Below are 25,413 nucleotides of genomic sequence, written 5' to 3' on the forward strand. Positions count from 1 at the left end.
ATGACGCGCCGCATGTCTCGCCGCGCGTTTCTCGGACATGCGGTTGGCGGTCTCGCCGCTGCGCAGACTGTCATCCCGCTTCCGGTTCATGCACGTGCGCTGGCGCGATCGCTCGATGGCGTCGTGCCGGTCGAAGTGAACGCGCGGCCGCTGCCCTCCTTCGATCTGCGCGATCCTTCCCATGTCCGCTTCGGCTCGTTTCAATTCCGCAGCGGGTTGGTGCTGACGTCGCCGTTCCGCAAATTCGGCGGGCTGTCGTCGCTGCATCTCGATGCGAAAGGCGAGAATTTCATCACGGCGAGCGATAAAGGCGACTGGTTCACCGGGCGCTTTGTCTATCACGGGGATGCGCTGAGTGGCCTTGCTGATGTTAGATCGGCGCCGATGCGGGGCAGTGACGGCCAGCCTCTGGCGGCGAAAGGTTGGTTCGATACGGAATCGCTGACCTTCGACGGATCGATCGCGTATGTCGGCATCGAGCGGGTCAACAAGATCGTGCGCTTCGACTTCGACAAGGGCGGCATCCTTGCGCGCGCGGAGGAGGTCGCCGCGCCGCCGGAAGTTGCAAAGCTGCCTTATAATCTCGGGCTGGAATCGCTTGTCTATGTCGGCAAGGGGCAGCGGCTCGCCGGTACGCTCCTTGCGATTTCAGAACGCTCGCTCGATACCGACGGCAATATCGCAGCGTTTCTGATCGGCGGTCCTTCGCCTGGTATTTTTCATATCAAGCGATCGAATGACTTCGACATCAGCGATGCTACACTGCTGCCGACAGGTGACGTGTTGCTGCTGGAGCGGAAGTTCTCCCTGGCCAAGGGAGTTGGCATCCAAGTACGTTGTATACCAGTTTCGACAATTGCCCCTGACTCGCTCGTCGACGGCCCTGTTCTCTTCGAGGCGGATATGGGTGCTGAAATCGATAATTTCGAAGGGATCGCGACTCATGTCTCGCGAACCGGCGAGACAATTATCACGCTGATTTCTGACGATAATTTTTCATTTATTCAAAGGACCCTACTGGTCCAGTTCACACTGCTCGCGCGGTGATCGCCGCGCTGTGAGCAATTGCAGCAGAATGGTGCCCTGCAACAGAAATATCGCTGTGTGCGACAGAACGCCCTGCGACAGATCGTCTCATACGACCTCAGGACATATGTAAAATTCTTCCAGTCCGTTGCACGATCCTTATCGCGGTAGTGACGACTTACCGCTCCAAAAAAAATCCGGCATCCAAGACCGGCTGGTATTTCAGGGAGGATATGCATGAGTGTACGTACGAAGACGAGTTATGCCTTTGCTGCATTGCTCGGTGCCGCTGCTTTCGGGCTGGCACCGATGTCAGCGATGGCGGCGTGGGAGCCCTCGCGTCCTGTTGAATTGATCGTGCCGGCAGGCACGGGCGGCGGTGCCGACCAGATGGCGCGCGTCGTTCAGGGCATCATCAGCAAGCACAATCTGATGAAGCAGCCGATGATCGTCGTGAACAAATCCGGCGGCGCAGGCGGCGAAGGCTTCCTCGACGTCAAGGGTTCGCGCAACAACCCGCACAAGCTGATCATCACGCTGTCGAACTTGTTCACGACCCCGCTCGCAACCGGCATTCCTTTCTCCTACAAGGATCTCACCCCGGTCACGATGATGGCGCTGGACGAATTCATCCTCTGGGTGAACGCGGACAAGCCGTACAAGTCCGCGAAGGACTACATCGACGCGATCAAGGCCGCGCCTGATGGCCAGTTCCGCATGGGCGGCACCGGCTCGAAGCAGGAAGACCAGATCATCACCGTCGCGCTAGAAAAGGCGACCGGCAAGAAGCTCACCTACATCCCCTACAAGGGTGGTGGTGAAGTTGCCGTTCAGCTTGTCGGCAATCACATCGACTCCAGCGTGAACAACCCGATCGAGGCCGTGGCGCAGTGGCGTGGTGGCAAGCTGCGTCCGCTCTGCGTGTTCGACAGCAAGAAGCTCACCTACACCGACAAGGTTGCGGGTGATCAGACCTGGGCCGACATCCCGACCTGCAAGTCGCAGGGCCTGGACGTCGAGTACCTGATGCTGCGTGGCTTCTTCATGGCTCCCGGCGCGACGCCGGATCAGGTCGCCTATTACGTCGACCTGATGAAGAAGGTGCGTGAGACTCCTGAATGGGCTCAGCTCATGAAGGACGGCGCCTTCAACCAGACCGCTCTCAGCGGCGCGGACTATCTGAAGTGGGTGGACGCGGCTGAGAAGACGCACGAAACCCTGATGAAGGACGCGGGCTTCCTCGCCGCCAAGTAATCGTCACAACCAAGAACCCGGCGAACATGATCGTTCGCCGGGTCATCTCTTTCCGCGCAAGGATTCGACTCAATGAGCGAAGCATCACATGAGCAGTCGGGCGGTCCGGCGCATCGCACCGTCGAGATGGGCGTTGCCGTTGCCTGCATCGTTTTTGGCATCATCACGATTTTGGGGAGCATGCAGGTCGGCATCGGCTGGGGCGCCGAAGGTCCGCAATCCGGCTTCTTCCCGTTCTATCTCGGCATCGCCATTGTGCTGTCGAGCTTCATGAATCTGAAGAGCGCCCGGGGCATCGACGGTGAGCGCGAGTTCGCGACCTGGTATCAGCTCAAGCAGGTTCTGGCGGTGATCGTTCCGACCACCGTGTATGTTTTCGTGCTGCCCTACACCGGCATCTACATCGCATCGATGGTGCTGATCGGCGGCTTCATGATGTGGCTGGGCAAATACCCCTTGTACAAGGCTGTCCTGTACGGCGTTGGCGTGCCGGTCGCCATCTACTTCATGTTTGAGAAGTGGTTCCTCGTTCCGCTCCCGAAGGGACCGATCGAGTATTGGCTCGGACTGTGACGCGAGCAGTGCGCTCGAACCCATAAAAGAGATCAGGTAGGAAAACGTCCATGCTCGCAGATATCGCCAATCTGTTTCACGGCTTTGCGGTCGTGTTACAGCCCTCTAACATCTTGCTGATGGTCATCGGCATTCTGCTCGGTGTGATCGTCGGCGTGCTGCCGGGACTGGGCGGCGCCAACGGCATCGCGATCCTGTTGCCGCTGACTTTCAGCATGTCGCCGACCGGCGCGATCATCATGCTCTCTTGTATCTACTGGGGAGCGTTGTTTGGCGGCGCCATCACGTCGGTGTTGTTCAACATCCCTGGTGAGCCATGGTCGGTGGCCACAACATTCGACGGCTACCCGATGGCCCAGCAGGGCCGCGCCGGTGAGGCGCTTACGGCGGCCTTCACCTCATCGTTCGTCGGTGCGCTGTTCGCGGTTATCGTCATCACCCTCGTTGCGCCGCTGGTCGCAGACTTCGCGCTCGAGTTCGGTCCGGCCGAGAAGTTCTCGGTCTACTTCCTCGCCTTCTGCAGCTTCATCGGCATGGGCAAGGAGCCGCCGTTCAAGACCATCACCTCCATGATGATCGGCTTCGTGCTGGCGGCAGTCGGCCTCGACAGCGTCACCGGTCAGTTGCGTCTGACGTTCGGCTTCACCGAACTGCTGAACGGCTTTGACTTCCTGATCGCGGTCATCGGTCTGTTCGGCATCGGCGAAATCCTTCTCACCATGGAAGAGGGCCTCGCGTTCAAGGGCAAGGCTGCCGGCATCAACCCGAAGGTGGTCTGGCAGACCTGGCTGGAGTTGCCGCGCTACTGGATGGTGTCGCTGCGCTCCTGCCTGATCGGCTGCTGGATGGGCATCTCGCCCGCTGGCGCGACGCCAGCCTCGTTCATGAGCTACGGTATCGCCCAGCGTATCTCGAAGCGTGGCCACAATTTCGGCAACGGCGAGATCGAGGGTGTGGTCGCGCCGGAAACCGCGGCGCATGCCGCGGGTACTTCGGCACTGCTGCCGATGCTCGCACTCGGCGTGCCTGGTTCGCCGACCGCTGCGGTGCTGCTCGGCGGTCTGCTGATCTGGGGTCTGCAGCCGGGTCCGCTGCTGTTCGTCGAACAGCCGGACTTCGTCTGGGGCCTGATCGCTTCCATGTACCTCGGCAACCTCGTTGGCCTCATCCTGGTGCTGACCTGCGTGCCGTTGTTCGCGGCGATCCTGCGCATCCCGTTCAGCATCATCGCTCCGGTCATTCTCGTGATCTGCGCGATCGGTGCCTACACGGTGCACAACTCCAGCTTCGACGTGATCCTGATGATGGTGTTCGGCATCGTCGGCTACGTCATGAAGAAGACCGGTTATCCGTTGGCACCGCTGGTTCTGGCCATCGTGCTCGGCGACAAGGCGGAAGAAGCATTCCGTCAGTCGCTGCTGTCGTCGGGCGGCCACCTCAGTGTCTTCTTCTCCAACGGGCTGGTGTCGACGATCATGGCTCTCGGTCTCATTGCCCTGTTCTGGGGCGTGATCTCCGACCTGTGGGCGAAGATCCGCCGTCCGGCGAAGGCTGCGGCCTGATCTACGATCAATCTTCTTCCGGGGCGAAAGCCTCGGAAGGGCTTAATGACGAGCAACGAAAAAGCCGGATCGAAAGATCCGGCTTTTTTGTATCGATCCGCAGCAAACGCCGGCCTTGCCAAAAGGTCCGATCACGTATGGCAAGTAAGGCAGATGGCAAACAAAAAGGCCGGGCAAAAACCCGGCCTTCAAATTCTCGATCGTTCGAAGCTTAGCTTGCCGCGGCGAGCTTCTTCTTCTCGATCTGGCGCTTCAGGTCGGCAGCCTTCGGCGAAAGGGTCGCCGCATTGGCCTTGAGCAGGAAGGCATCGAGACCACCATTGTGGTCGACGCTCTTCAGCGCGTTGGTCGACACCCGCAGCCGCACCGACTGGCCGAGCGTCTCAGAGATCAGCGTGACGTTGCACAGGTTCGGCAGGAACCGGCGCTTGGTCTTGATGTTCGAATGGCTGACCCTGTGGCCAACCTGCGGCCCCTTGGCCGTCAACTCGCAGCGCCGTGACATGGCGAAATCCTTGTGTCTCCCGGAGCCAGAAAGGCCCGCGCGGGGGTTGCTACCGTCCATTTCAGGAACCGCGGACGTATAGTCGGAGGGCGGCCGAGCGTCAAGACGGCGCGGACACCGAAATGCTCGAAAACGCCGGGAGAATAGCGATTTTATGAATAAAGCCAAGCATTTCCCAACATATAATCGGCGTAATCGCGGAAGAGACAAAGCTTTTGCCGGTTCCCGACTTTTCAGTCGAGGGTGAGAACTTGCCCGGCGGCATCAGGATTTTCATTTGATGGATTTTTTCGCCCTGCATCGCTGGCGCCGGCTGCTTTTTCTTGCGCCGTTGCTCCTTGCCGGTCCCGCCCAGGCGCAGGGCCGGATGGACGCCAAATATCAGGCGACCCTGAGCGGCATCGAAATCGGCAAGGGCAGCTGGACGGTGGCGATCGGTGACAAGGACTATTCGGGATCGACCTCGGGCGGCACCACGGGCCTTATCAAGGCCATTGGCGGTGGTCATGGCACCGGGGCCACGCAGGGCAGGGTGCTCGCAGGGCGGCTTGTGCCGGACGCCTATCTGAGTTCGGTATTCTACGGCAAGAAGAACGAGACCATCCGCATCGCCTTTGCCGGAGAGCGTGTGAGCGCGTTCTCCATCGAGCCGGAGCCGCCGTCGACGCCGGAGCGCATTCCGGTGGTGGATACAGAGAGGCGCAACGTGAGCGATCCGATGTCGGGGGTGATGTTTACCGCACCCGGCAAGGACGAACTGCCGAATCCGCAGGCGTGCGCCACAAAGGCTGCGATCTTTGACGGCCGGATGCGTTACGACCTGCAACTCGCATTCAAGCGGATGGAGACGGTGGTGCTCGCGAAGGGTGCCAAGGTTGACGCGGTGGTCTGCACGGTCCGGTTCAAGCCGGTCTCGGGTTACGTGCCCTCGCGCGCCGCGATCAAATATCTTGCCGCGCGTCAGGATATCGACGTGGCGCTCGCGCCGATCGCGGGCACGCGGGTGATGGTGCCGGTGCGGGTGCGGATTCCGACGCCGCTTGGCCTGGGAATGGTGCAGGCGACCGAATTCAACACCGCAGCGCAGCCGCAGGCCGCCAGACGAAGCAATTAGAGCGCGGGAGACGGCGAAAGATTCCTGTGATGAGTCTGCTTGACTCGCGAGGCAAACGGAGTCCTCCGTGCGGTTAAGAAACTGGGTCCCGATGGGCTCAATTGAGGTGCGCTAAAATCGCGATCTGGTGGCATAGGAAACCCACTCGCACGATATCTTGCGGTGAACGAAGCCGAACACGACATGAGTCAGCGATTCGGGCCGCTTTCGTTCCGGACTCGTTCCAATCCTTAAATCCCGAAGGCTTTCGGAGCCGAAAAGCGTCGCGTTGTGAAACACTCCCTTCCTTCTGCTTCTCATTTTCAGACTGACCGCGCGCCCGGCGCGGGCGTCACCGCCGTGCTCGGTCCGACCAACACCGGCAAGACGCATCTCGCGATCGAGCGGATGCTTGCGCATTCTTCGGGGCTGATCGGCCTGCCGCTGCGGCTGCTCGCGCGCGAGGTCTATAACAAGATCGTCGCGCGCGCCGGTGCGGAGTCTGTCGCGCTGATTACGGGCGAGGAGAAGATCAAGCCGCCGAAGGCGCGTTACTGGGTCTCGACCGTCGAGGCGATGCCGCGCGATCTCGACGTGTCGTTTCTCGCGGTCGACGAAATCCAGATCGCATCCGATCTCGAGCGCGGCCACGTCTTCACCGATCGCATCCTGCACCGGCGCGGTCGCGATGAGACGCTGCTGCTCGGCGCCGCGACGATGCGGCCTTTGATCGAGCGGTTATTGCCCGGCGCGAACATCGTCACGCGGCCGCGCCTGTCGCTGCTCGAATTCGCGGGCGACCGCAAGATCACCCGCCAGCCGCGTCGCACCGCGATCGTCGCGTTCTCTGCCGATGAAGTCTACGCCATCGCCGAACTGATCCGCCGCCAGCACGGGGGCGCCGCGGTCGTGCTGGGCTCGCTTAGCCCGCGCACCCGCAACGCGCAGGTGGAGATGTTCCAGTCCGGCGATGTCGATTATCTTGTGGCCACCGACGCGGTCGGCATGGGCCTCAATCTCGATGTCGATCACGTCGCCTTCGCATCCGACCGCAAGTATGACGGCTATCAATTCCGCCGCCTGACACCCGCAGAATTTGCCCAGATCGCAGGTCGCGCCGGACGCGCCACGCGCAACGGCACGTTCGGCACCACCGGTCGCTGCGCACCGTTCGAGCCCGAACTCGTCAACGCGCTGCAGAACCACACTTTCGACAGCGTGAAGATGCTGCAATGGCGCAACACCGTGCTCGATTTCTCTTCGCTTGCGGCATTGCAGGTCTCGCTCGCGCTTGCTCCGGGACACGATGCATTGACGCGTGCGCCGCTCGGCGAAGACCAGCGCGTGCTTGAGCATGCGTCGCGCGACCCGGATGTGCGCGACATGGTGGTGGACGCGGGGGCTGTCGAAAAGCTATGGGATGCCTGTCTGGTTCCCGATTACCGCAAGCTGTCGCCGGCGGCCCACGCGGAGCTCGTGACTACGTTGTTCACGTTCCTCATGCGCAGGGGCCGGATCCCCGATCAGTGGTTCGCGACCCAGGTGGCGCAGGCGGACCGGATCGACGGCGACATCGACACGCTGTCCGCGCGGATTTCACAGATCCGAACCTGGACCTTCGCCGCCAACCGCCCCGATTGGCTTTCAGACCCCCTCCATTGGCAGGAAACCACCCGGGCGGTGGAGGATAAATTGTCTGATGCACTGCATTCGAGGCTAACTGAGCGTTTCGTTGATCGCCGGACCAGTGTATTGATGCGCCGCTTGCGGGAAAACACGATGTTGACGACTGAAATTGGAAAGACCGGCGAAGTCACCGTTGAGGGCCATGTGATCGGCCGCCTCGATGGCTTTATGTTTGCCCCCGATGCCGCCGAGGCGGGTTCGGAGGCGAAGGCTTTGCAGGCCACCGCTCTGAAGGCGCTAGCGGGCGAGATCGATGCGCGCGCGGAGAAGCTCTCCGGTGCTGCTGACGATCAGTTCGCGCTTGCCTCTGACGGCACGCTGCGCTGGACCGGTGATGCGGTCGGCAAGCTCACCGCTGCGGACGATGTATTGCATCCGCGCGTTCGCATCATCGCCGACGAGCGTCTTACTGGCGCATCGCGCGATGCGGTGCAGGCGCGGCTCGATCTGTGGTTCAAGACGCATGTCGAGAAAATCCTCGGGCCAATGTTCGAATTGTCGAAGGCAGAGGATGTCACGGGCATCGCGCGCGGCATCGCCTTCCAGCTCGTCGAGGCGCTCGGCGTGCTCGAACGGCCGAAGATCGCGGCCGAGATGAAGGACCTCGATCAGCCCTCGCGCGCCGTCCTGCGCAAATATGGCGTGCGGTTCGGCGCCTATCACATTTTCTTCCCCGCGCTGCTCAAGCCCGGCGCACGCACGCTCGCCTCGCTGTTGTGGGCGCTGAAGCAGGACGATGTCGACATGAACGCGCTTGGTGGCGCGCAGCATCTTGCCGCCTCGGGTCGCACTTCGTTCCCGGCCGACAAGGCGCTGTCGCAGGATGCCTACCGTGTGCTCGGCTACAAGCTCGCGGGCGAACGCTCGGTGCGTGTCGATATTCTTGAACGTCTCGCCGATCTCATCCGTCCCGCTTTGTCGTGGCGTCCCGGCACCGGCGCTGAGAAGCCTGCGGGCGCGTTCGATGGCCGCTCGTTCACGGTGACACAGGCGATGACGTCGCTCACCGGTTCGGCTGGCGAAGATTTTGCTTCGGTGCTGCGTTCGCTCGGCTATCGCATGGATCGCCGCGCGCCGTTGGCGGAAGCGCCGAAGCCTGCTGAAGCGCCTGCAGAGGCCGCGGCGGAAAGTACGGTTGTAGCCGAGAACGAAGCCCCAGCCGTGCAAACGGAAGCTGCGGCTTCCGAACCGGCAACGGAAACTGTCGCTGCTGAGACTGCTGCAGCAGCGGAAGCGGACGCCGTCACTCACGTGACTGTTGAAGCGCCTGCGGAGGTTGCGAGCGCCTCGAAGCTTCCGGAAGTTGCATTCGCCCCGGCAGAGGAGGCGGACACAGCAACCGAGGCAGCGCCTTCTGCAGAGAAGGCGGAAGAATCATCGCCATCCGATACGGAGGCTGCTTCCGAGGAAGCCGTGCCTTCTGAAGAAGCTGCGGCTGCACCTGCGGAGCCAGAACTTGTCGAAGTGTGGCGGCCCGCGGGCCGCCACGACGAGCGTCGTCCGAGGCATGAGCGTCATCGTCATCACCACCGCGCGGCGCCTGCCGCTGCGGCGGATGCTCCCACATCCGAAGGCGAAGAGAAAAAAGAAGGCTCGCGCCATCATCGTCGCGACCGTCACCGTGACGATCGCCGCAAGCGCGAGGATGAGGGCGCTCAGGCACGTGGTCCGCGCGAGGAGCGCGGCGAGCGTCCGCATCAGCGCTTCAAGGGGAAAGGCAAGTTCGAGGGCAAGCGCGACCGCGATCGCAAGGATGGCAATTCGAACTTCCGCACCTTTGCGACCAGCGCGCCGCGGGAACGCGAACGTGTGGCCGATCCGAATTCGCCGTTCGCCAAACTCGCTGCGCTGAAAGAACAGCTCGGAAACCGCAAGGACTGACGCCTGTCACCGGACCGCCAGCGTCTCGACAAGTGGCTATGGCATGCGCGGATCGTGCGCACCCGGACCGACGCGGCGAAACTGGTGTTGGGCGGCCGTGTCCGCCTCAATGGCATGCGGCAGACCTCTCCCGGACATGCGCTGAAATCCGGTGACGTGCTGACGGTGGCACTTGATGCGCGGGTTCGTGTTCTGAAGATTGTCGCTTTCAGCGAGCGTCGGGGTGATGCGCCGTCAGCGCAGGGCCTCTATGATGAATTGAACGGGAAAGAGAAGTAACTATCTGCGATAGCAGAGCCTTCCTTCTCTTGCAGCGCGGGATATCCTGCGCTAGGCCAACACCCAAATTTGGAACGGTTCCGGAGATCTGGATGACTTACGTCGTCACCGAAAATTGCATCAAGTGCAAGTACATGGACTGCGTTGAGGTGTGTCCCGTCGATTGCTTCTACGAAGGCGAGAACATGCTCGTGATCCATCCGGACGAGTGCATCGACTGCGGCGTTTGCGAACCGGAATGCCCGGCTGAGGCGATCAAGCCCGACACTGAGCAGAATCTGGAAAAATGGCTCGGCGTGAATGCCGAGTACGCTAAGACTTGGCCCAACATCACCCAGAAAAAGGATGCGCCTGCCGACGCCAAGGAATTCGACGGCGTCGAAGGCAAATTCGATCAGTATTTCTCGCCCAACCCCGGCACTGGCGACTGAAACAGGACGGTTCGCGGAATCCTCTTAACCGTAGTTGGTGGTGCGTCGTCCAGAAAAGGTAACGAGGCACCAAGAGCGGCCATAAACCTTTGATTTTTACGGAAAATGTGTTATTATTAGCACATTCCGCCGGTTGTTCACGTCCTGTCCATTCCGGATGCAGGCGTCGAAGGGCAGCCGGGTCCATCAGGGGCGTGGCGGTTCCACGCAAGGCGCCGTGGCAGACAAATCGCGTCAGAATAAAACCAAAGCTACCAAGGACAAGAATTCCGGCAAGACGCCCGCCCGTGGCGCCTCCGGTAAGAAGGCTGCCGCTCTGGCAGCCAGCACCTCAAAAAGCAAAAGAAGTGTAATGCCAGCAAAGAAGAGCACGAAGCCCGCCGCGAAGTCCCCTGCCAAGGGAGCGGCGAAGCCGGCCGCTGCCAAGACCAAGCCGGCCGTCAAGCCGGTTGCCAAAGCTCCCGTTGCGAAGGCTCCCGTCAAGCCCGCCGCGAAGGCTGCTGCGCCGAAACCGGCCGCCAAGCCTGTGGTGAAGGCGGAGGAGCCGAAGAAGGTTCTGACGCAGCGCCAGGGCTTCAAGACCAATGAATTCGTGGTCTATCCGGCGCACGGCGTCGGCCAGATCCTCGCGATCGAGGAGCAGGAGATCGCTGGCGCGACGCTCGAACTATTCGTCATCAGCTTCATCAAGGACAAAATGACGCTGCGCGTGCCTACCGCGAAGGTCATCAATGTCGGCATGCGCAAGTTGTCGGACCCCGCGCTCGTCAAGCGTGCGCTGGAAACCTTGAAAGGCCGCGCGCGCATCAAGCGCACGATGTGGTCGCGCCGCGCGCAGGAGTACGAGGCGAAGATCAATTCGGGCGATATCGTCGCCATCGCCGAAGTCGTGCGCGATCTCTATCGCTCGGAATCGCAGCCCGAACAGTCTTACAGCGAACGTCAGCTTTACGAAGCGGCGCTCGACCGCCTGTCGCGCGAGATCGCGGTGGTGCAGCACATCACCGAGACCGAAGCGGTCAAGGAAGTTGAGGCCAACCTCGCCAAGAGCCCGCGCCGCGGTGCTGCCAAGGCGGAAGCCGGCGCGGATGCCGCGAGCGACGCCTCTGATGATGATGGCGACGACGATTCGCTGAGCGAGGACGAAGCGGCCTGAGCGCTGCCATCCGATCGATCTTGAAAAACCCGGCCTCGCGGCCGGGTTTTTTTATTATCGCGCTGAAAATGCAGGACGCGTTGAGAAGGTCTCAATCTACCACGATCTTAACGCGGTCGTTCGGCCTCAGCGAGGCATGCTGATCGAGGCCGTTGAGAATACGAAAGCGCTCCAGCGGGCGGTCGACCCCTTGCATCCGCCGCGACATCGATTCCACGGTGTCGCCGGGCTTCACCGAGACGACCCTCACCCGCAGCGGCCGCGCCGCCTGGATTTCGGCAAGCGTCAGGCGGCGGAACGAATTGACTGTCTCGCGGAACGTCCTTTCCGTCTCAGCCGTCTTGTCCTTGGCCGCGAAAATGAAACGATAGACGTCGCCGCCGATGCGCAGCGCATAGATTCGGAACTGCCACTGATCGCTGCTGGCGGTCGCGGTCGCTGCGGGATAGCCGCCGATAATACTTTCCTCGACGGACGCCTTGTCGACGTTCTCCATCCAGCCGGAATTGAGATAGGTTGCCAGCGACAGATCCTGCGGCACGCGCACCACGTCGAACCGCAGCGCCTGCGCGCCGCCATCGCGCACGCCGACCACGGCCTGTGCGGTGTTGTCGAGCGTGTAGGCCTCGGGAGCCATGAAGGTGAAGCCGAGCTTGGGGTGCAGGAAGCGTCGTCCGCGTACGAAGCCTTCGCTCGGATCTTCGCCATAGACCAGATTGTCGATCGCGCTGAGATAGGCGCTGCGTTCGCGTTCATGGCTGCCTGACGCGGCGTATTGCCTCGCGCTGGTTTCCGCGTTCTCCACGCGCTCGGGCGTCGCCGGATGCGATGACAGGAAGTCTTGCGAGCGCGGATCGGCGGTGTGCGATGTCTTCAGCGCGGCATTGCGCTCCATCGCGGAGAGGAAGCGCGCAGCACCGTACGGATCGAAATTCGCCTTGGCCGCAAGCGCGACGCCGATCGCATCGGCCTCGAATTCCTGCGCGCGCGAGAAGTTCGCCATCGTCAGCTTGGTTTTCGCAAGCGCCAGCGCCTGCATGTTGGGGTCGTTACCACCCATTTCGCTGACCACATGAGTGACCAGCGCGGCGCGCTTGGCCTGCTCCTCGCGGATCGAAGCATGTTTGGCGAGCACATGTGCCATTTCGTGCGACAGCACGCTCGACAATTCGGACGTGTCGCTCGCCAGCGCGAGCAGCCCGCGGGTGACGTAGAGCTGGCCCGTGGGCAGTGCGAATGCGTTCACCGCGCCTGAATTGAGGATGGTCACCCGGTAGGTGAAGTCCGGCCGGTCGGATGCCGCGACGAGACGATCCACCGCCTTGGTGATGAGTGCCTGCAGCTTGGGGTCGTTATAGGCGCCGCCATAGGTGGCGAGAATGCGCTGATGCTCGCGGTCTGTTGCGCTCGTTTCCGGCGATGGACGGGTCGGCTTGATCGTCGGCGGGGGCTTCTCGTTGCCCGAAACCTGAAAGCGCCCCATGTCGGTGCAGGCGCCCAGTCCGAGCGTTAGGCACAGCGCTACCGCCGCGGCGAAGCGGCCCGGTCCATACTGGTGCGTCAGCGCCTGTCGTCCCACGCGTTTATTTGCCTCCGGCCGCAGCCGTCCTTGTGTTGCTGACGAATTCGATCTGGCCGGGAAGCCTCGCTTCAATGCGCGGCCCGCCATGCTGCGCGATCCACCCCCGGACCCGAACCCGTTGACCCGCCAGCGTCGCGGCCGTCATGCCCGCAGCGGCGAAGGTCGGCATCATGCGACGGGAAATGGTCACGGCAAAGCCCTGAATCCGCCGCCGGCTAAAATTCAGATACAGCGTGGCTCCGGCCTGCCGCGCGGATAATATTGTGCCCTCAACGAGGCCGAAACTGCCGATATATTTCAATATCTCGTCTGTCGCGGCGGCGTCATGGATGAATTGTGGCTGCGACCAGATGCCGAGCCGGGAACTTTCGGCGCGAAGTTCTGCCTCTTTCAGGTCAGCCATACAGGCCTTGTCGCCGGCGCTGGCCGAGACGATAGCGTGGCCGTTGCCGCCAAGCGCGCCCTGCAGCATCACATTACTGCTCTCGGCGAACACGAAGGCATGCTGTCGGCCGTAGCGGTCGGGCGCGTCGTCGCTGCCGCGCAACATGACTCTCTGCTTGAGGGCATGTTCGCGAAGCCATGCAGTGCCGGCTGTCTCGGCTGATTTTGGAATTTCGATTCCGCTCAGGCGGACCTCGCGGCCATCGTCAAGCCGTAGCGTTCGGGCATCAAGGATGGCGGACACCTGTCCGTCCCCTTGCAGGGGGGCGTCGCAGATCGCGTGTGCTTGTGTGCCCGCAAGCGCGGTCCATGCTGCGACGAGAAAAGAAAGAATGTGCCGGCGGCTCGATGATCCGCCGGCGTGCATGATGTCAGCGCCTGCCCGGATCGGAGATCGCGCCGCTCGCGACCAGCCTGTTCCAGATGAACAACACCAGCAGCGCGCCGAGCGTCGCCGTGATGAATCCCGCGCCCTGATTGGGACCGTAGTGGCCGATCGCCTGACCGATCCATGTCGCGACGAAAGCGCCCACGATGCCGAGCACTGTGGTCAGGATGAAGCCCGATGGATTGTTGGGGCCGGGCGACAGCAGCCGCGCGATGATGCCGGCGACGAACCCAACCAGAAGGATGTAGAGCATCGCGAAATTCCTTTTTGCGAAAGATGGAAGGATGCCACTGGCTTACAGCCAGCGGGAGATTTCCTGCTCGTTCGGCAGTCGGCCATCGGGCGTGAGCTGATGGATGATGTTCGGGAGCTGTTGTGCCAGACCTTCAAGCAGTTCGTCGCGCGACAGGCCGGTCTGGGTGGTCAGAGTGTTGATCTGATCGGCGCCGAGCGCGCTCGCCAGATCGTTCGATGAAATTTGTTTGTTGGCGCCGGGGCCGACCCACGAATTGGCGGCGTCGCCGTGTCCGGCGTCCTGGAATTGCTTGAGCAGGTCATTGAGGCCGCCGCTCAGTACGCTGCCGGCTGCGCCACCGGCGAGAAGTCCGCCGAGAACGCCACCAAGATTACCCTGCAGAAGTCCGCCGAGGCCGCCGCTCAGACCTCCGGTCGCCATGCCGCCACTGGGTGCGGGTGTGCTTCCCGGTGCGGTCGAATTGCCGCCGGTCGGCGCGGTCGCCGTCCCGGTCGAACCGGTGACGTGCTTGACGGCCTTGTAGGCGAGCAGCGCGAGGACTGCCATGGTCATCGGCGACATCCCGCTCGAGGCGTTGGGATCTTTCGGGGCACGAGGACCGTTTTGCATCCCGTTCAGAACATCAAACAAACCCATGGCAACCTCCTTCGGCATTTAGTTCCATTCAAGAATAGGGGGCGCCGAAATCCCCTACAAGGGAACGGCGGGATAGAATTTGCACAATGCCGCCACGGCAGTGTGACGCCTTCAAGACATTGATACCGTCAGCCGAAAGGAGGTCGCGAGCGGGATTTCGCTCCGGGGTCAGCGTTTGCGGGCTGCCGTGCGTTTTTTCGCCGTGCGCTTGGAAGTTTTGCGCTTGGAGGTTTTACGCGCTGTCTTTCTGGTGACCTTCTTCACGGTTTTCCGGGTGCTCTTTTTAGCGGCCTTACGCGCGGTCTTTTTCTTCGGGACTTTCTTGCCTGCCTTGCGCGCCTCGGAAAGCCCGATGGCGATGGCCTGTTTGCGGCTCTTCACTTTCTTCCCGCTGCGGCCGCTTTTGAGCGTGCCGGCCTTGCGCTTTTTCATCGCGCGCTCAACCTTGCGGGCCGAGCCTTTGGAGTATTTCCTCGCCATGTCGTGCTCCTATTGGTTGAAGTAAAAGCCGCAGGCGCCCGCCTGGTTCCCGATTTCCAGATTTCGCCGTCAAGTCGCGGTACTATGACCCCAGGGGACAATGGTCCGGAGGGGATGGCCGCTGGCGAGAGTGGAACCGCTCTGGTATCAACGTCCGGCGCTTCGCGAAGATCGAAAATGCTTCGCAGTTGTGCTGTCAGTTGTTGACCGATCGCGTTCGAAGTCCGTTCTCAATCGTCACCCGGATGACTCATGACCGTTCCTCCGCCCAACACCTCTTCCGTTTCGGCTGATCCCCGCCGCAACTTCTCGATCGCCTTCGGGCTTGAGCGGATCGGCCTGATCGCGGTGCGCGCGCCGGTCGTGACCCTGATTGTCCTGGCGGCCTTATGCGTCGGAGCCTTCTTCGGTCTTCAGCACATCAAGATCGACGATTCACTCAGTCAGCTCTTTCGTTCGGATACCCCTGAATACAAACAATATGAGGAGGTGACGAAGCGCTTCCCCTCCAGCGAATTCGACGTGCTGGTGGTGGTCGAAGGCAAGGCGCTGCTTGAGCGCAACTCGCTGGAGAAATTGCGCGACCTCGTTACCGATCTTCAACTGGTGGACGGCACCCGCGGCATCATCTCGCTGTTCTCCGCGCGCCAGCCGCCCGAGAACGGCAACCTGCCGGCGGCCCTTTTTCCAGAGACACTGCCGCAGGGACAGGCGTATCAGGATCTGGTCGCCAAGGTCAGAAGCAACGAGATCATTCGCGGCAAGCTGTTGTCTGAAGATGGCACGCTGGCGCTAATCGTGCTTGCACTCGATCCGCAGGTCGTCAGCAGCAAGGGGCTCAGCACGACCATCGGCGAGATTCGCAAGCTGATGGGTGAAGACCTCGCCGGGACAGGACTGACAAGCCAGTTATCCGGAGTGCCGGTGATGCAGCTCGAAATCCGCAATGCGGTCGAGCGGGACGGCATGACCTACAATATCGCGGGGGTTCTCGCAGGCTGCCTGATCGCGATCATTTTCTTCCGGCGGGTTTCTTTCATGGTTGCAGCGGCGTTCCCACCGCTGCTGGCGATCCTGCTGTCGCTCGGCACACTCGGTTGGCTTGGTTTCAGCCTCAATATGTTTCTGAACGTGATGACGCCGCTCATCATGGTCATCAGTTTTTCCGACTCGATGCAGCTCACCTTTGCCGCGCGTGACCGGCTGATCGCGGGCGAGGACAAGCGTACGGCGTTTCGCAATGCCGTGCTGGTCGTTGGCCCGGCCTGCGTGCTCACACACGGTACTGCCGCGCTGTCGTTCATCGCGCTGCAGTTCTCCGACTCCGACCTGATCCGGAAGTTCGGCGAAGCGGGATTATTGGCGACGGTCATCGCGCTGGTCGCGGTGCTGTCGCTGGTGCCGGTGTTCGGCGTGCTGCTGGTGCGCAAGGAGAATGTGTTCGCCACCAAGATCAAGGGCGCCGATGCCGGCGTCGAGGCGCTGCGGGCATTCTGCCGCTGGATCGCCGTGCGCATGGTCGGCCATCCGGGATTTTTCAGCCTGATCGCGCTGCTCGTGGTGTTGGGGCTCGGCACGATCTATGCCAATCTGCAGCCGCGCTATCGCCTTGCCGATCAGGTGCCTGACAAGAAGCAGGCGGTTGAAGCCAGCGGACGGCTCGATGCCAAGCTGACGGGCGCCAATCCGATCGACGTGCTGATTGAATTCCCCAAGGGGGAAAATCTGTATTCGCCGCAGACGTTGCAGGTGATCGCCGACGTTCACGGGATCGTCGAGAAGCAGGCGGGCGTCGGCAATGTCTGGTCGCTGGAGACGCTGCGCCGCTGGCTCGCGGAGAAGGCGGGCCGTTCGGACGTCGCCACGCTCAAGGAATACGTGGACATGCTGCCCAAGCATCTGGTTGGCCGCTTTATCTCGCCCGACCACGATGCGGTGGTGGTCTCGGGCCGTGTGCCGGACCTCGATTCCAGTCAGATTCTGCCGACCGTAAACAAGCTCGACTCGGCGATGGCGGCGGTCCGCAAGGCTCATCCCGGCTATCAGATCGCCGTCACCGGGCTGTCCGCGATCGCGGCGCGTAACAGCGCCAGCATGATCGACAAGCTCAATCACGGTCTCACGATCGAGTTCATTCTGGTGGCAGCCTTCATCGGACTGGCGTTCCGCTCACTAACAGTGATGTTCGTGAGCATCCTTCCCGGCATATTCCCGGTGGTTCTCTCCGGTACTGTGTTGTGGCTGTTAGGAGAGGGGTTGCAATTTGCCAGCGTGGTGGCGCTGACCGTTTCGTTCGGGCTTGGCCTCAGCGCCACGATCCACTTCCTCAACCGTCTGCGGCTGGAGGAGCAGCCCGGCGTGGATGAGGGGCTCGCGGTGGAGCGGGCAACCGTTCTGGTGGGACCGGCACTGATCCTGACGACGGTGGTGCTGGCCTGTGGTCTGGTCGTAACGGTATTCTCGGATTTGCCGTCGCTACGGCTGTTCGGCTGGCTCAGCGCCTTCTCGATGGTCGCGGCGCTGGTTGCGGACCTGTTCATCCTGCGCCCGACAGCGATGTTCCTCATCAGCCTGTCGCACCGCCTGCGCGGGACGCGCCGCACTGATCCGAAGCCGGCGGAATGAGCCGGCTCTGAGGCTGACATCGGCATTAAAAAATCTCCGGGCCGAAAGCCCGGAGATTTTTATTTGGCGATCAGTTGAGGAGCTTATTTGGTCAGTGAGATGTTGACCGCGCGCAGTTCGCCCTTCGAAGCGATGGCGATCGACTGCCTTTTGCCGTGGGTCGAAATATTGAAGGTCGCGGCATAGCCGTTGGTCTGCACCAGTGCGGTGACCTCTCCATCCCGCACGCGCCCCTCGACGGTGCCGTTCACGCCGCGGCTCGATTCCGTCCATGAACCGCTGAGCTGGCCACCGCTCGAGCGAACCTCGCTTGCAAGATCGAAGCGATAGCTGTCGCTCGCGCAACGCAGGTTGATGCCCACCACGTTGTTGCCGTTGCTGGTCGTGTACTGCCCGCGGCAGCGAATCCGTTCATTGCTGACGCCGTTGTTATTGGCGATGGAGATCGTACCGCTGCCCGACCAGTGGCCAGCATAGTCGGAGAAGGCGCCGTCGGCGGCATAACCGGCCGAAGACGGCAACAGCATCGCAGCGCCCAGTGCGGCGGCGACGGCAGCGCCCGGCAAAGTTCTGGAAAAACGGATCATGTGGCGTGTTCCTGCAGTGAGCATGTCTGTTGTGGTCCCGATCTGCGAGCGGACATGACTCGCCTCAGGCCACGACGAAAGTGAGGCAGCACCATAGATTGCTAGCCCGAAGGATATAGGAACCGACCCGGCAGCGCCAAGGGGTTGGAACCCGGCTCCCGGATCGTCTCCATGTCTATAAGTCGGACGAGCCAGGGAAAGGTTCAAAGCATCTGTGTGACATCGGCCGCTCACCGATACCTATTTGTCGTAGGACGAAATCTCGATCAGGCTTCCGTCCGGGTCACGGCAATAGACCGAGGTGAGGGTGCCGCGCGCGCCCTGCTTTTTCACCGGTCCTTCCTCGATCGCGACGCCGCAGGCCCCCAGATGGGCGATCACCGCCTCTGGCCCGGCGGCGGTGAGAAAGCACAGATCGTCGCTGCCCGCAGCCTCATGGTCGGCGGTGAACCATTCCCCCTTGTTGGTTTGGACCGGACGCAGGTTGATCTTCTGCTGCCCGAATTTCATGGAAATACGGGGCGCCTTACCTTGGCCGGGGTCGAAGACGACGCGGGTCATGCCGAGCACGCGCTCATACCATCGGGCGGAGGCCTCCGCGTCCGCGACATTGACGACGAGATGGTCGAGTGCATCGACGGCGACTGTCATGTGATCTCCATATTGCGGCTGCTTGGGATGTCACTGGATTTTGCGGCAGGCTGGGGTCGGTGGCAACCGTGCGACCGTCGTTCTGTCGCCTAGCCGGTGCCTGCGAGGTGCTAATCGCCGCCTAAATTCTAGAAAATGGAATCGGTCGTTAAATTGAGTTCGCCAAAGAATGACGGCGTTAATTCGTTATTGAGTCCCCGTCATTACGGTACCGCCGGGCACTGTATCGGTCAGTTGGGGGTATCGGTGAAATTCAAGTCTATTTCAGTTCGTATCATGGTGGCGATTTCTCTCGTCGCCGCAGGTTCATGCGCGGTTTTGGGAGGCCTCGGTCTGTGGCGCCAGCAGGCGACCATCGACACGGCGCTGGAGCGAGAATCGCGCGCTGATTATGCCAATCTGACGGCGGCACTCGATGCGGATACGCGCACGACGCTTGCCGTGGCGAACTCGCTTGCAGTCATTCCCGAACTCAAGGCGCTCGTTCATGCCGGTGATCGCGATGGCACGATCGCGCTGACGACGAAGGTGCTGGAAAAGATCAAGCCATTGGGACTTGAGCTGATCACGATCCAGACGCCACCCTCGATTTCTTTCATGCGCGCCCATGCACCGAAGGCTTTTGGCGATGACGTCGGTCCCCGCCGCAAGATGGTGGTCGAGGCGATGGCCGAGAAGAGGGCGATTGGCGGTGTTGAAGTCGGCCGCGAAATCCTGAACGTGTTCGGTTCGTCTCCGATGATCGATAATGGCACGGTGATCGGCAATGTCGACATCGGCGAGCCCTTCGGCGAAGCCTTCGTAAAGAACATGAAAGCGCGGTTCGGCGTCGACGTCGCGATCCACCAGATGAACGACGGCAAGATGAAGACGCTCGCGACCACGCTCACGGATTCCGTGACGAGCGTCGACGACGTCAAGCGCGCCTTGAGCGGTGAAATCTTCACGCATCAAAGCGAGCATGCAGGCCGCCCCGTTGCGACTGCTTTCGGTCCGATCAAGAGCTATTCCGGCAAGCCTGTCGCGGTGTTCGAAATTGTTCGTGATGCATCGGCCTATGCCGCTCTGAGGCAGAGTTCGACGATGTGGCTCGGGCTGATGACCCTTGCTGCGGTGATTCTGGCCGGTCTGATTTCGGTGTGGATCGGGCGCGGGCTTGCCGAGCCGATCCGCGCGCTCGAAGGTGCGATGCGCGCCATCACCGCCGGCGATCACGAACTGGTGGTGCCGGGTGCTCAGCGAGCCGATGAAATCGGTTCGATGGCGGCTGCGGTCGAGGTATTCAAGGACAGCCTCGCGGAAACGACACGTTTGCGAAACGCGCAGGAGCAGCAGCGCGCGATGTCCGAGGCGGAGCGTCGAGAGACGCTGCATGCCTTGGCGATGCGATTCGAGGAAGGCGTCGGACAGATCGTCTCCTCCGTCAGCACGTCGGCGGACGATCTGCGCGGCACGGCGGAATCGATGGCCAGCACAGCCGAGGAAGCAACCAACCAGACCGATCTGGTGGCGCGCGTCTCGGAAGACGTATCCCGCAGTTCGCAGGCGGTTGCGGCGGCGATCGAGGAAATGAATGCCTCGATCAATGAGATCGCCCAGCAGGTCAACGAATCGACCAAGGTGACGGGCGACGCGGTGGCGCAGGCCAATGAAACCAACGCGGGCGTTCGTGATCTGGCGCAGGCTGCGCAGCGGATCGGCGACGTTGTGAAGCTGATCAGCGAGATCGCCGCGCAGACCAATCTGCTGGCGCTCAACGCCACCATCGAGGCGGCGCGGGCGGGCGAAGCCGGCCGTGGGTTCGCGGTCGTTGCCTCCGAGGTGAAGGAGCTTGCGACCCAGACCTCCAAGGCGACCGACGAGATTGCTGCGCAGGTCGCGGCGATCCAGTCCGCGACGCGTACGTCCGTCGATGCGATCGACGAGATCACGCAGACGATCGGTCGCGTCAACGAGATCGCCAGCGCGATCGCCTCGGCGGTCGAAGAGCAGGGTGCGGCGACGCGCGAGATCGCCAACAACGTCTCGCAGGCGGCCGAAGGCACCAGCGAAGTCTCGAGCAACATCGCTGGCGTCCGCGACGCCGCGCGTGAGACCGGCGTCACCGCGGGCCGCGTGGTCGATGCCGCGGCGGCGCTGTCGGAGAACGGCGAGACGCTGAAGCAGCAGGTCCAGGCTTTCCTGAACGAAGTGCGGGCCGCCTGATCGCTACTTCGTCATTCTTTGCTGGCGGCGGTTACGCCGCCGCCAGCGTGTTACCCTGCGCGAGCGCTAACCTGTTGGAGGCCGTGCGCTCGCGATGAACGGTCAAATCCCGCTCTCGATAAGATGCCAGCGACTTCGTGCGTGCGCTGTTCAGCGCAACGCGCGTACCAGACTATCTTACTGGATCGGCAATATATTGCCTATCCAGACTGCTCAGTACCCGGTAGCGATTAGTTCGGACCGCAGGGTACGGGATGCAGCCATGATGACCGACAATCTGAGAGTTAATGAACGGGTCGCTCTAGACCTCATCGCAGTTCTACTCGCCTGCGTAATGATACAGTCAGTGGAAGTGGGAGTTAATCTGGCAAACCAGTATCCGGTTTTTGGTTTCTACAGGGCTGGTCTGCTCGGCATTGTGTAGTCGTCATGCGGCGGAATGGAATCGCTTTGAAGCTACCGTTGCGGGGTAAATTGGCGGCGATGGCTACCTGATATGTCGGTTCTAGCCTCATAGCGTCTCCTCTGCTATTAACGGGCCGCCGGTCCCGTAGCTCAGCCGGATAGAGCGACGGTTTCCTAAACCGTAGGTCGGAAGTTCGAGTCTTCCCGGGATCGCCATCTCTCCACCAGACCTGACGTCAATCGCTGCATTGTGATCGGCTGCATTGCGAAACCGCGCAAGTCGGCCCTGTCCTCCGAACCGACACCAATTGACGGCGCGCCGAAATCTTCAGAACCTTCTTGTCCCACTCATAAGAAAAAGAGTTCACGGGATGAGAAACAAACGGGAGTTCGCAGCGCTGCTGCTTGCCGGCACGTTTGCATCAATGATGCCGGTGTTTGCCGCCGAAAAAATCGATCTCGCAAAGAACGGGGTCCTTGATCGTCTGATCGCCCAGACCGGGGTCTACAACAAATCCAAGACCGGCAAGATGCCGGACTTCGTCGCCGATCCGACATGGCCTCAGCCATTGCCGCACAACTGGCTGCTTGGTCAGATCGGTGGCCTTTATGTCGACAGCCACGATCACGTCTGGGTCTACAATCGCCCCCGGACCATGACCAATGACGAGGTGGGTCTTGAAGGGCCTCTGCCGGGCGCCACCAACGCAAAAGGCGAGCCGGTTAACGGTCTCGGCTTTGCTCGCGTGAACGGGTTTGGCGCCGATTGCTGCCGTGCCGCGCCGTCGGTGCTCGAATTCGATGTCGACGGAAAATTGTTGCGCAGCTGGGGCGGTCCGTCCGATCCAGATTTCCTCAAAACCAAATGCAAGGCCGAGGACGGTTGCATCTGGCCGAACAGCGAGCACGGCATCTACGTCGATCAGAGGGACAACATCTGGCTCGCCGGCAACGAAACAGGCGGCAAGGTCGGCATGCCATGGATGACGAACAAGGAGGGCGGCGACGGCTTCGTTCTCAAGTTCGACATGAACGGCAACTTCAAGATGCGGATCGGCGGAACGCCGAAGGCAGCCGACAGCAACAACAAGGATGGTGGACTGAACGGCACGCCGTTGCTGTATCGCCCGGCCGATATGGTGGTCGATCCGAAAACCAATCGGCTTTACATCGCGGACGGTTATGGCAATCGCCGTATCCTGATCGTCGATGCCGATACCGGAAAATATATCGGGCACTTTGGAGCCTACGGAAACAATCCTGTCGATGATGCGGCTGCGGCCGCGCAGGGTGCGTGGCCGGAAGGTGTTGCAAAGGGCGTGAAGAAGCCGGCGTTCTTCCGCAATCCGGTGCACTGCGTGAAGATTGCGGATGACGGCAGGCTTTATGTTTGCGACCGCGGCAACGATCGCATCCAGGTATTCGACAGCAACGATCCTTCACTCGGCAAGGAATGCAGCAATCCAAACGGCGAGGCCGGGAAGTGCGGCTTCGTCGATGAGCGCTGGGTCTCCGCCAACACCTACACCCAGCCGGTCATGCCGGGCACGGCCGTGTCGCTGAACTTCTCGGTCGACAAGGATCAAAGTTGCCTCTTCGTCGGCGATAACACCAACCAGACCATCTATATTCTCAACCGCAGCTACCTCGAAGAACTCGGACGCTTCGGCCGAGGTGGACGTGCGAGCGGTGACTTCCACTGGCTGCATCAGGTGAGCCTCGACAGCAAAGGCAACATCTACACAGCCGAGGTTGACACGGGAAAGCGCATCCAGAAATTTCTGCGTTATGGCGAGATTGGATGCAGCGGAAGCGGGACTAAAACGGTTGGCGGGGAAGCTGCAGAACTCAAATAAGCCACTTGGCGACAGATCATGCCTGTCGACGGCAGGCATGATCTGATTCAATAGTAGGTAGAAATCTGGAATCGACGTCGCTTCGCAGGTGATCAGCACGCATATTTGTCGATTCAAACGTTCATTTCGGCAGGGTAAGCGTTCTTTGTCGTGACGCCGTGATGCGTAAGAGGGTAAAAGTGGTCCTGTTATTCTGCTGGGACTGCAATTTTCTTCGAGGCGCTTATGCGGATGCTACTTCTGCCCTTCACCTCGCGATTCATCGTTCTCACCCTTTGCACGATAGCCACGCTGGTGCTGTTCGTTGCGGGACTCGCGAATGGCGGACTGCCTGCGGTCCTTTGGGTGGCGGTTGCGATATTCGGCGGCCTTACCTGCATCGGCATCAACGATCTGGTGCAGCGGCGCCATTCGGTGCTGCGCAACTATCCGATCACGGCGCATTTCCGCTTCCTGCTCGAAACAATTCGCCCGGAGATGCGGCAATACTTTTTCGAGAGCGAGAAGGACGGCAGGCCGTTCAGCCGCGATACTCGCGCTGTCGTCTATCAGCGCGCCAAGATGGCGCTCGACAAACGCCCTTTCGGCACTCAGAAGGACGTCTATGTCGATGGTTACGAATGGATGCACCATTCGATCACGCCGAAGCCACCAACGGAATCGGATCTGCGCATCGTCATCGGTGGCACGGAATGTGCCAAGCCATACTCGGCCTCCGTCTTCAACATTTCGGCGATGAGCTTCGGCGCGTTGAGCGCGAATGCGATCCGCGCGCTGAACGCCGGCGCGCGTCAGGGCAATTTCGCGCACGACACCGGCGAGGGTGGCGTCAGCTCGTATCACCGCGAGAATGGTGGCGACATCATCTGGGAGATCGGCTCCGGTTATTTCGGCTGCCGTACCCGCGACGGGCAGTTCGATCCCGAGGCATTCGCGCGCGTCGCATCTGACGACCAGATCAAGATGGTTGAGCTCAAGATCAGCCAGGGCGCGAAGCCAGGCCATGGTGGCGTATTGCCGGCGGCGAAAGTATCCGAGGAGATTTCATTGATCCGTGGCGTTGCGATGGGCGAGGATTGTATCTCGCCGGCCTATCATCGCGCTTTCTCGACGCCGGTGGGATTGATGCAGTTTATCGGCGAGATGCGGCGGCTGTCGGGTGGCAAGCCCGCGGGCTTCAAGCTATGCATCGGTCATCGTTGGGAGTTTCTCGCGATCTGCAAGGCGATGCTGCAGACCGGCATCTATCCCGACTTCATCGTGGTCGACGGCAAGGAGGGCGGCACCGGCGCCGCGCCGATCGAGTTCGCCGATCACATCGGCATGCCGATGCGCGACGGCGTCAACTTCGTCCACAATGCGCTGGTTGGCATCGGCGCGCGCCATCGCATCCGTATCGGTGCATCGGGCAAGATCGCGACCGCCTTCGACATGGCGCGGGCGATGGCGCTCGGCGCGGACTGGTGTAATTCCGCGCGCGGCTTCATGTTCTCTTTGGGATGTATCCAGTCGCTGAGCTGTCACACCGATCGCTGTCCGACCGGTGTTGCGACACAAGACCCGGTGCGCGGGCGCGCGCTCGTCGTCGAAGATAAACGGGTTCGCGTTGCGAACTACCACAGCGCGATGGTGCGTGCGCTCTCGGAGCTGATCGCAGCCGCCGGGCTTGAGCATCCGAGCGAGATCCGACCGATCCATTTTTCCCAGCGCATCTCAGGCAACGATGTGGTGTCGTTCGCGCAGCTTTATCCGCAGCTGGAGCCCGGCGAATTGCTGTCGGTCACCGAAGACAAGCGGTTTGGTAGGGCGTGGGGGCTGGCACAGGCCGAGACCTTCGCGCCGAAGGTGTGAG

General features: G+C 61.4%; 21 protein-coding genes and 1 tRNA gene. 14 read left to right on the plus strand and 8 right to left on the minus strand.

Annotation, left to right across the window (positions count from 1 at the left end):
* The 4 genes from HMPREF9697_RS15785 (at position 1) to HMPREF9697_RS15800 (ending at position 4,415) form a co-directional block, all read left to right on the plus strand.
* On the plus strand, positions 1-1,047 hold the full coding sequence (locus tag HMPREF9697_RS15785) for an esterase-like activity of phytase family protein (RefSeq protein WP_002718240.1): 1,047 nt from the start codon (positions 1-3) through the stop codon (positions 1,045-1,047).
* A 216-nt stretch (positions 1,048-1,263) separates the two neighbouring features.
* Positions 1,264-2,280: a Bug family tripartite tricarboxylate transporter substrate binding protein gene (locus HMPREF9697_RS15790; RefSeq protein WP_002718241.1), complete on the plus strand. Its 1,017-nt coding sequence runs from the start codon at positions 1,264-1,266 to the stop codon at positions 2,278-2,280.
* A 72-nt stretch (positions 2,281-2,352) separates the two neighbouring features.
* Positions 2,353-2,853 (plus strand): tripartite tricarboxylate transporter TctB family protein, encoded by a 501-nt coding sequence (locus HMPREF9697_RS15795; RefSeq protein ID WP_002718242.1) that lies wholly within the window; start codon positions 2,353-2,355, stop codon positions 2,851-2,853.
* 50 nt (positions 2,854-2,903) lie between these two features.
* Positions 2,904-4,415, plus strand: coding sequence for a tripartite tricarboxylate transporter permease (locus HMPREF9697_RS15800; RefSeq protein ID WP_002718243.1), 1,512 nt, complete (start codon positions 2,904-2,906; stop codon positions 4,413-4,415).
* Positions 4,416-4,626: 211 nt separating this feature from the next.
* Here the strand turns inward: HMPREF9697_RS15800 and rpmB are convergent, their stop codons facing one another.
* Positions 4,627-4,920, minus strand: a complete 294-nt coding sequence (gene rpmB / locus HMPREF9697_RS15805; protein ID WP_002718244.1) for a 50S ribosomal protein L28 — start codon at positions 4,918-4,920, stop codon at positions 4,627-4,629.
* 280 nt (positions 4,921-5,200) lie between these two features.
* Here rpmB and HMPREF9697_RS15810 point away from each other — a divergent pair, with 280 nt between their 5' ends.
* The 5 genes from HMPREF9697_RS15810 to HMPREF9697_RS20585 all read left to right on the plus strand — a co-directional run bounded on the left by HMPREF9697_RS15810 (position 5,201) and on the right by HMPREF9697_RS20585 (position 11,446).
* Positions 5,201-6,034 carry a DUF3108 domain-containing protein gene (locus HMPREF9697_RS15810; RefSeq protein ID WP_002718245.1) on the plus strand — a complete coding sequence of 278 codons (834 nt, stop codon included), beginning with the start codon at positions 5,201-5,203 and terminating at the stop codon, positions 6,032-6,034.
* 270 nt (positions 6,035-6,304) lie between these two features.
* Positions 6,305-9,580 (plus strand): helicase-related protein, encoded by a 3,276-nt coding sequence (locus HMPREF9697_RS15815; RefSeq protein ID WP_040307980.1) that lies wholly within the window; start codon positions 6,305-6,307, stop codon positions 9,578-9,580.
* A 3-nt stretch (positions 9,581-9,583) separates the two neighbouring features.
* A complete protein-coding gene (locus HMPREF9697_RS15820) occupies positions 9,584-9,859 on the plus strand; it encodes an RNA-binding S4 domain-containing protein (RefSeq protein WP_040307981.1) in 276 nt (91 codons plus the stop codon).
* A 92-nt stretch (positions 9,860-9,951) separates the two neighbouring features.
* Positions 9,952-10,290 carry a ferredoxin FdxA gene (fdxA, locus tag HMPREF9697_RS15825; protein ID WP_002718248.1) on the plus strand — a complete coding sequence of 113 codons (339 nt, stop codon included), beginning with the start codon at positions 9,952-9,954 and terminating at the stop codon, positions 10,288-10,290.
* Between the two features lie 157 nt (positions 10,291-10,447).
* Positions 10,448-11,446, plus strand: a complete 999-nt coding sequence (locus HMPREF9697_RS20585) for a CarD family transcriptional regulator (RefSeq protein WP_002718249.1) — start codon at positions 10,448-10,450, stop codon at positions 11,444-11,446.
* Between the two features lie 91 nt (positions 11,447-11,537).
* Here HMPREF9697_RS20585 and HMPREF9697_RS15835 read toward each other — a convergent pair whose 3' ends face one another.
* From HMPREF9697_RS15835 to HMPREF9697_RS15855, 5 genes are all read right to left on the minus strand, one after another.
* Positions 11,538-13,025, minus strand: coding sequence for a M48 family metalloprotease (locus HMPREF9697_RS15835; protein ID WP_002718250.1), 1,488 nt, complete (start codon positions 13,023-13,025; stop codon positions 11,538-11,540).
* A gap of 4 nt (positions 13,026-13,029) precedes the next feature.
* Positions 13,030-13,716 (minus strand): thermonuclease family protein, encoded by a 687-nt coding sequence (locus tag HMPREF9697_RS15840; protein WP_244597798.1) that lies wholly within the window; start codon positions 13,714-13,716, stop codon positions 13,030-13,032.
* Between the two features lie 127 nt (positions 13,717-13,843).
* Positions 13,844-14,113, minus strand: a complete 270-nt coding sequence (locus HMPREF9697_RS15845) for a GlsB/YeaQ/YmgE family stress response membrane protein (protein WP_002718252.1) — start codon at positions 14,111-14,113, stop codon at positions 13,844-13,846.
* A 42-nt stretch (positions 14,114-14,155) separates the two neighbouring features.
* Positions 14,156-14,752, minus strand: a complete 597-nt coding sequence (locus HMPREF9697_RS15850; RefSeq protein ID WP_002718253.1) for a YidB family protein — start codon at positions 14,750-14,752, stop codon at positions 14,156-14,158.
* A gap of 168 nt (positions 14,753-14,920) precedes the next feature.
* Positions 14,921-15,232 carry a DUF6496 domain-containing protein gene (locus HMPREF9697_RS15855; RefSeq protein WP_002718254.1) on the minus strand — a complete coding sequence of 104 codons (312 nt, stop codon included), beginning with the start codon at positions 15,230-15,232 and terminating at the stop codon, positions 14,921-14,923.
* Positions 15,233-15,484: 252 nt separating this feature from the next.
* Between HMPREF9697_RS15855 and HMPREF9697_RS15860 the strand changes: the two genes are divergently transcribed.
* Positions 15,485-17,857, plus strand: a complete 2,373-nt coding sequence (locus tag HMPREF9697_RS15860) for an efflux RND transporter permease subunit (RefSeq protein WP_002718255.1) — start codon at positions 15,485-15,487, stop codon at positions 17,855-17,857.
* 83 nt (positions 17,858-17,940) lie between these two features.
* Here HMPREF9697_RS15860 and HMPREF9697_RS15865 read toward each other — a convergent pair whose 3' ends face one another.
* Complete coding sequence (locus HMPREF9697_RS15865; RefSeq protein WP_002718256.1) at positions 17,941-18,444, minus strand: hypothetical protein; 504 nt, start codon at positions 18,442-18,444, stop codon at positions 17,941-17,943.
* A 240-nt stretch (positions 18,445-18,684) separates the two neighbouring features.
* Positions 18,685-19,095, minus strand: coding sequence for a VOC family protein (locus tag HMPREF9697_RS15870; RefSeq protein WP_002718257.1), 411 nt, complete (start codon positions 19,093-19,095; stop codon positions 18,685-18,687).
* 276 nt (positions 19,096-19,371) lie between these two features.
* Between HMPREF9697_RS15870 and HMPREF9697_RS15875 the strand changes: the two genes are divergently transcribed.
* From HMPREF9697_RS15875 to HMPREF9697_RS15890, 4 genes are all read left to right on the plus strand, one after another.
* Positions 19,372-21,300 (plus strand): methyl-accepting chemotaxis protein, encoded by a 1,929-nt coding sequence (locus tag HMPREF9697_RS15875; RefSeq protein ID WP_040307982.1) that lies wholly within the window; start codon positions 19,372-19,374, stop codon positions 21,298-21,300.
* A 544-nt stretch (positions 21,301-21,844) separates the two neighbouring features.
* Positions 21,845-21,921: transfer RNA gene (locus tag HMPREF9697_RS15880), tRNA-Arg, on the plus strand.
* A gap of 155 nt (positions 21,922-22,076) precedes the next feature.
* On the plus strand, positions 22,077-23,561 hold the full coding sequence (locus HMPREF9697_RS15885; RefSeq protein ID WP_002718260.1) for an NHL repeat-containing protein: 1,485 nt from the start codon (positions 22,077-22,079) through the stop codon (positions 23,559-23,561).
* Positions 23,562-23,786: 225 nt separating this feature from the next.
* Positions 23,787-25,412, plus strand: coding sequence for an FMN-binding glutamate synthase family protein (locus HMPREF9697_RS15890; RefSeq protein WP_002718261.1), 1,626 nt, complete (start codon positions 23,787-23,789; stop codon positions 25,410-25,412).
* The last annotated feature ends 1 nt before the right edge of the window (position 25,413 follow it).

Source organism: Afipia felis ATCC 53690, from assembly GCF_000314735.2.
GTDB classification, from domain to species: domain Bacteria; phylum Pseudomonadota; class Alphaproteobacteria; order Rhizobiales; family Xanthobacteraceae; genus Afipia; species Afipia felis.

Bases quoted from the DNA above. Each gene is read 5' to 3' on its own strand.
- HMPREF9697_RS15795 (WP_002718242.1), top strand. From the start codon at position 2,353: ATGAGCGAAGCATCACATGAGCAGTCGGGCGGTCCGGCGCATCGCACC.
- HMPREF9697_RS15790 (WP_002718241.1), top strand. From the start codon at position 1,264: ATGAGTGTACGTACGAAGACGAGTTATGCCTTTGCTGCATTGCTCGGT.
- fdxA (WP_002718248.1), top strand. From the start codon at position 9,952: ATGACTTACGTCGTCACCGAAAATTGCATCAAGTGCAAGTACATGGAC.
- HMPREF9697_RS15800 (WP_002718243.1), top strand. From the start codon at position 2,904: ATGCTCGCAGATATCGCCAATCTGTTTCACGGCTTTGCGGTCGTGTTA.
- HMPREF9697_RS15860 (WP_002718255.1), top strand. From the start codon at position 15,485: ATGACCGTTCCTCCGCCCAACACCTCTTCCGTTTCGGCTGATCCCCGC.
- HMPREF9697_RS15865 (WP_002718256.1), bottom strand. From the start codon at position 18,444: ATGATCCGTTTTTCCAGAACTTTGCCGGGCGCTGCCGTCGCCGCCGCA.
- HMPREF9697_RS15810 (WP_002718245.1), top strand. From the start codon at position 5,201: ATGGATTTTTTCGCCCTGCATCGCTGGCGCCGGCTGCTTTTTCTTGCG.
- HMPREF9697_RS15875 (WP_040307982.1), top strand. From the start codon at position 19,372: ATGGTGGCGATTTCTCTCGTCGCCGCAGGTTCATGCGCGGTTTTGGGA.
- HMPREF9697_RS15855 (WP_002718254.1), bottom strand. From the start codon at position 15,232: ATGGCGAGGAAATACTCCAAAGGCTCGGCCCGCAAGGTTGAGCGCGCG.
- HMPREF9697_RS15890 (WP_002718261.1), top strand. From the start codon at position 23,787: ATGCGGATGCTACTTCTGCCCTTCACCTCGCGATTCATCGTTCTCACC.
- rpmB (WP_002718244.1), bottom strand. From the start codon at position 4,920: ATGTCACGGCGCTGCGAGTTGACGGCCAAGGGGCCGCAGGTTGGCCAC.
- HMPREF9697_RS15850 (WP_002718253.1), bottom strand. From the start codon at position 14,752: ATGGGTTTGTTTGATGTTCTGAACGGGATGCAAAACGGTCCTCGTGCC.
- HMPREF9697_RS20585 (WP_002718249.1), top strand. From the start codon at position 10,448: ATGCAGGCGTCGAAGGGCAGCCGGGTCCATCAGGGGCGTGGCGGTTCC.
- HMPREF9697_RS15845 (WP_002718252.1), bottom strand. From the start codon at position 14,113: ATGCTCTACATCCTTCTGGTTGGGTTCGTCGCCGGCATCATCGCGCGG.
- HMPREF9697_RS15885 (WP_002718260.1), top strand. From the start codon at position 22,077: ATGAGAAACAAACGGGAGTTCGCAGCGCTGCTGCTTGCCGGCACGTTT.
- HMPREF9697_RS15870 (WP_002718257.1), bottom strand. From the start codon at position 19,095: ATGACAGTCGCCGTCGATGCACTCGACCATCTCGTCGTCAATGTCGCG.
- HMPREF9697_RS15785 (WP_002718240.1), top strand. From the start codon at position 1: ATGACGCGCCGCATGTCTCGCCGCGCGTTTCTCGGACATGCGGTTGGC.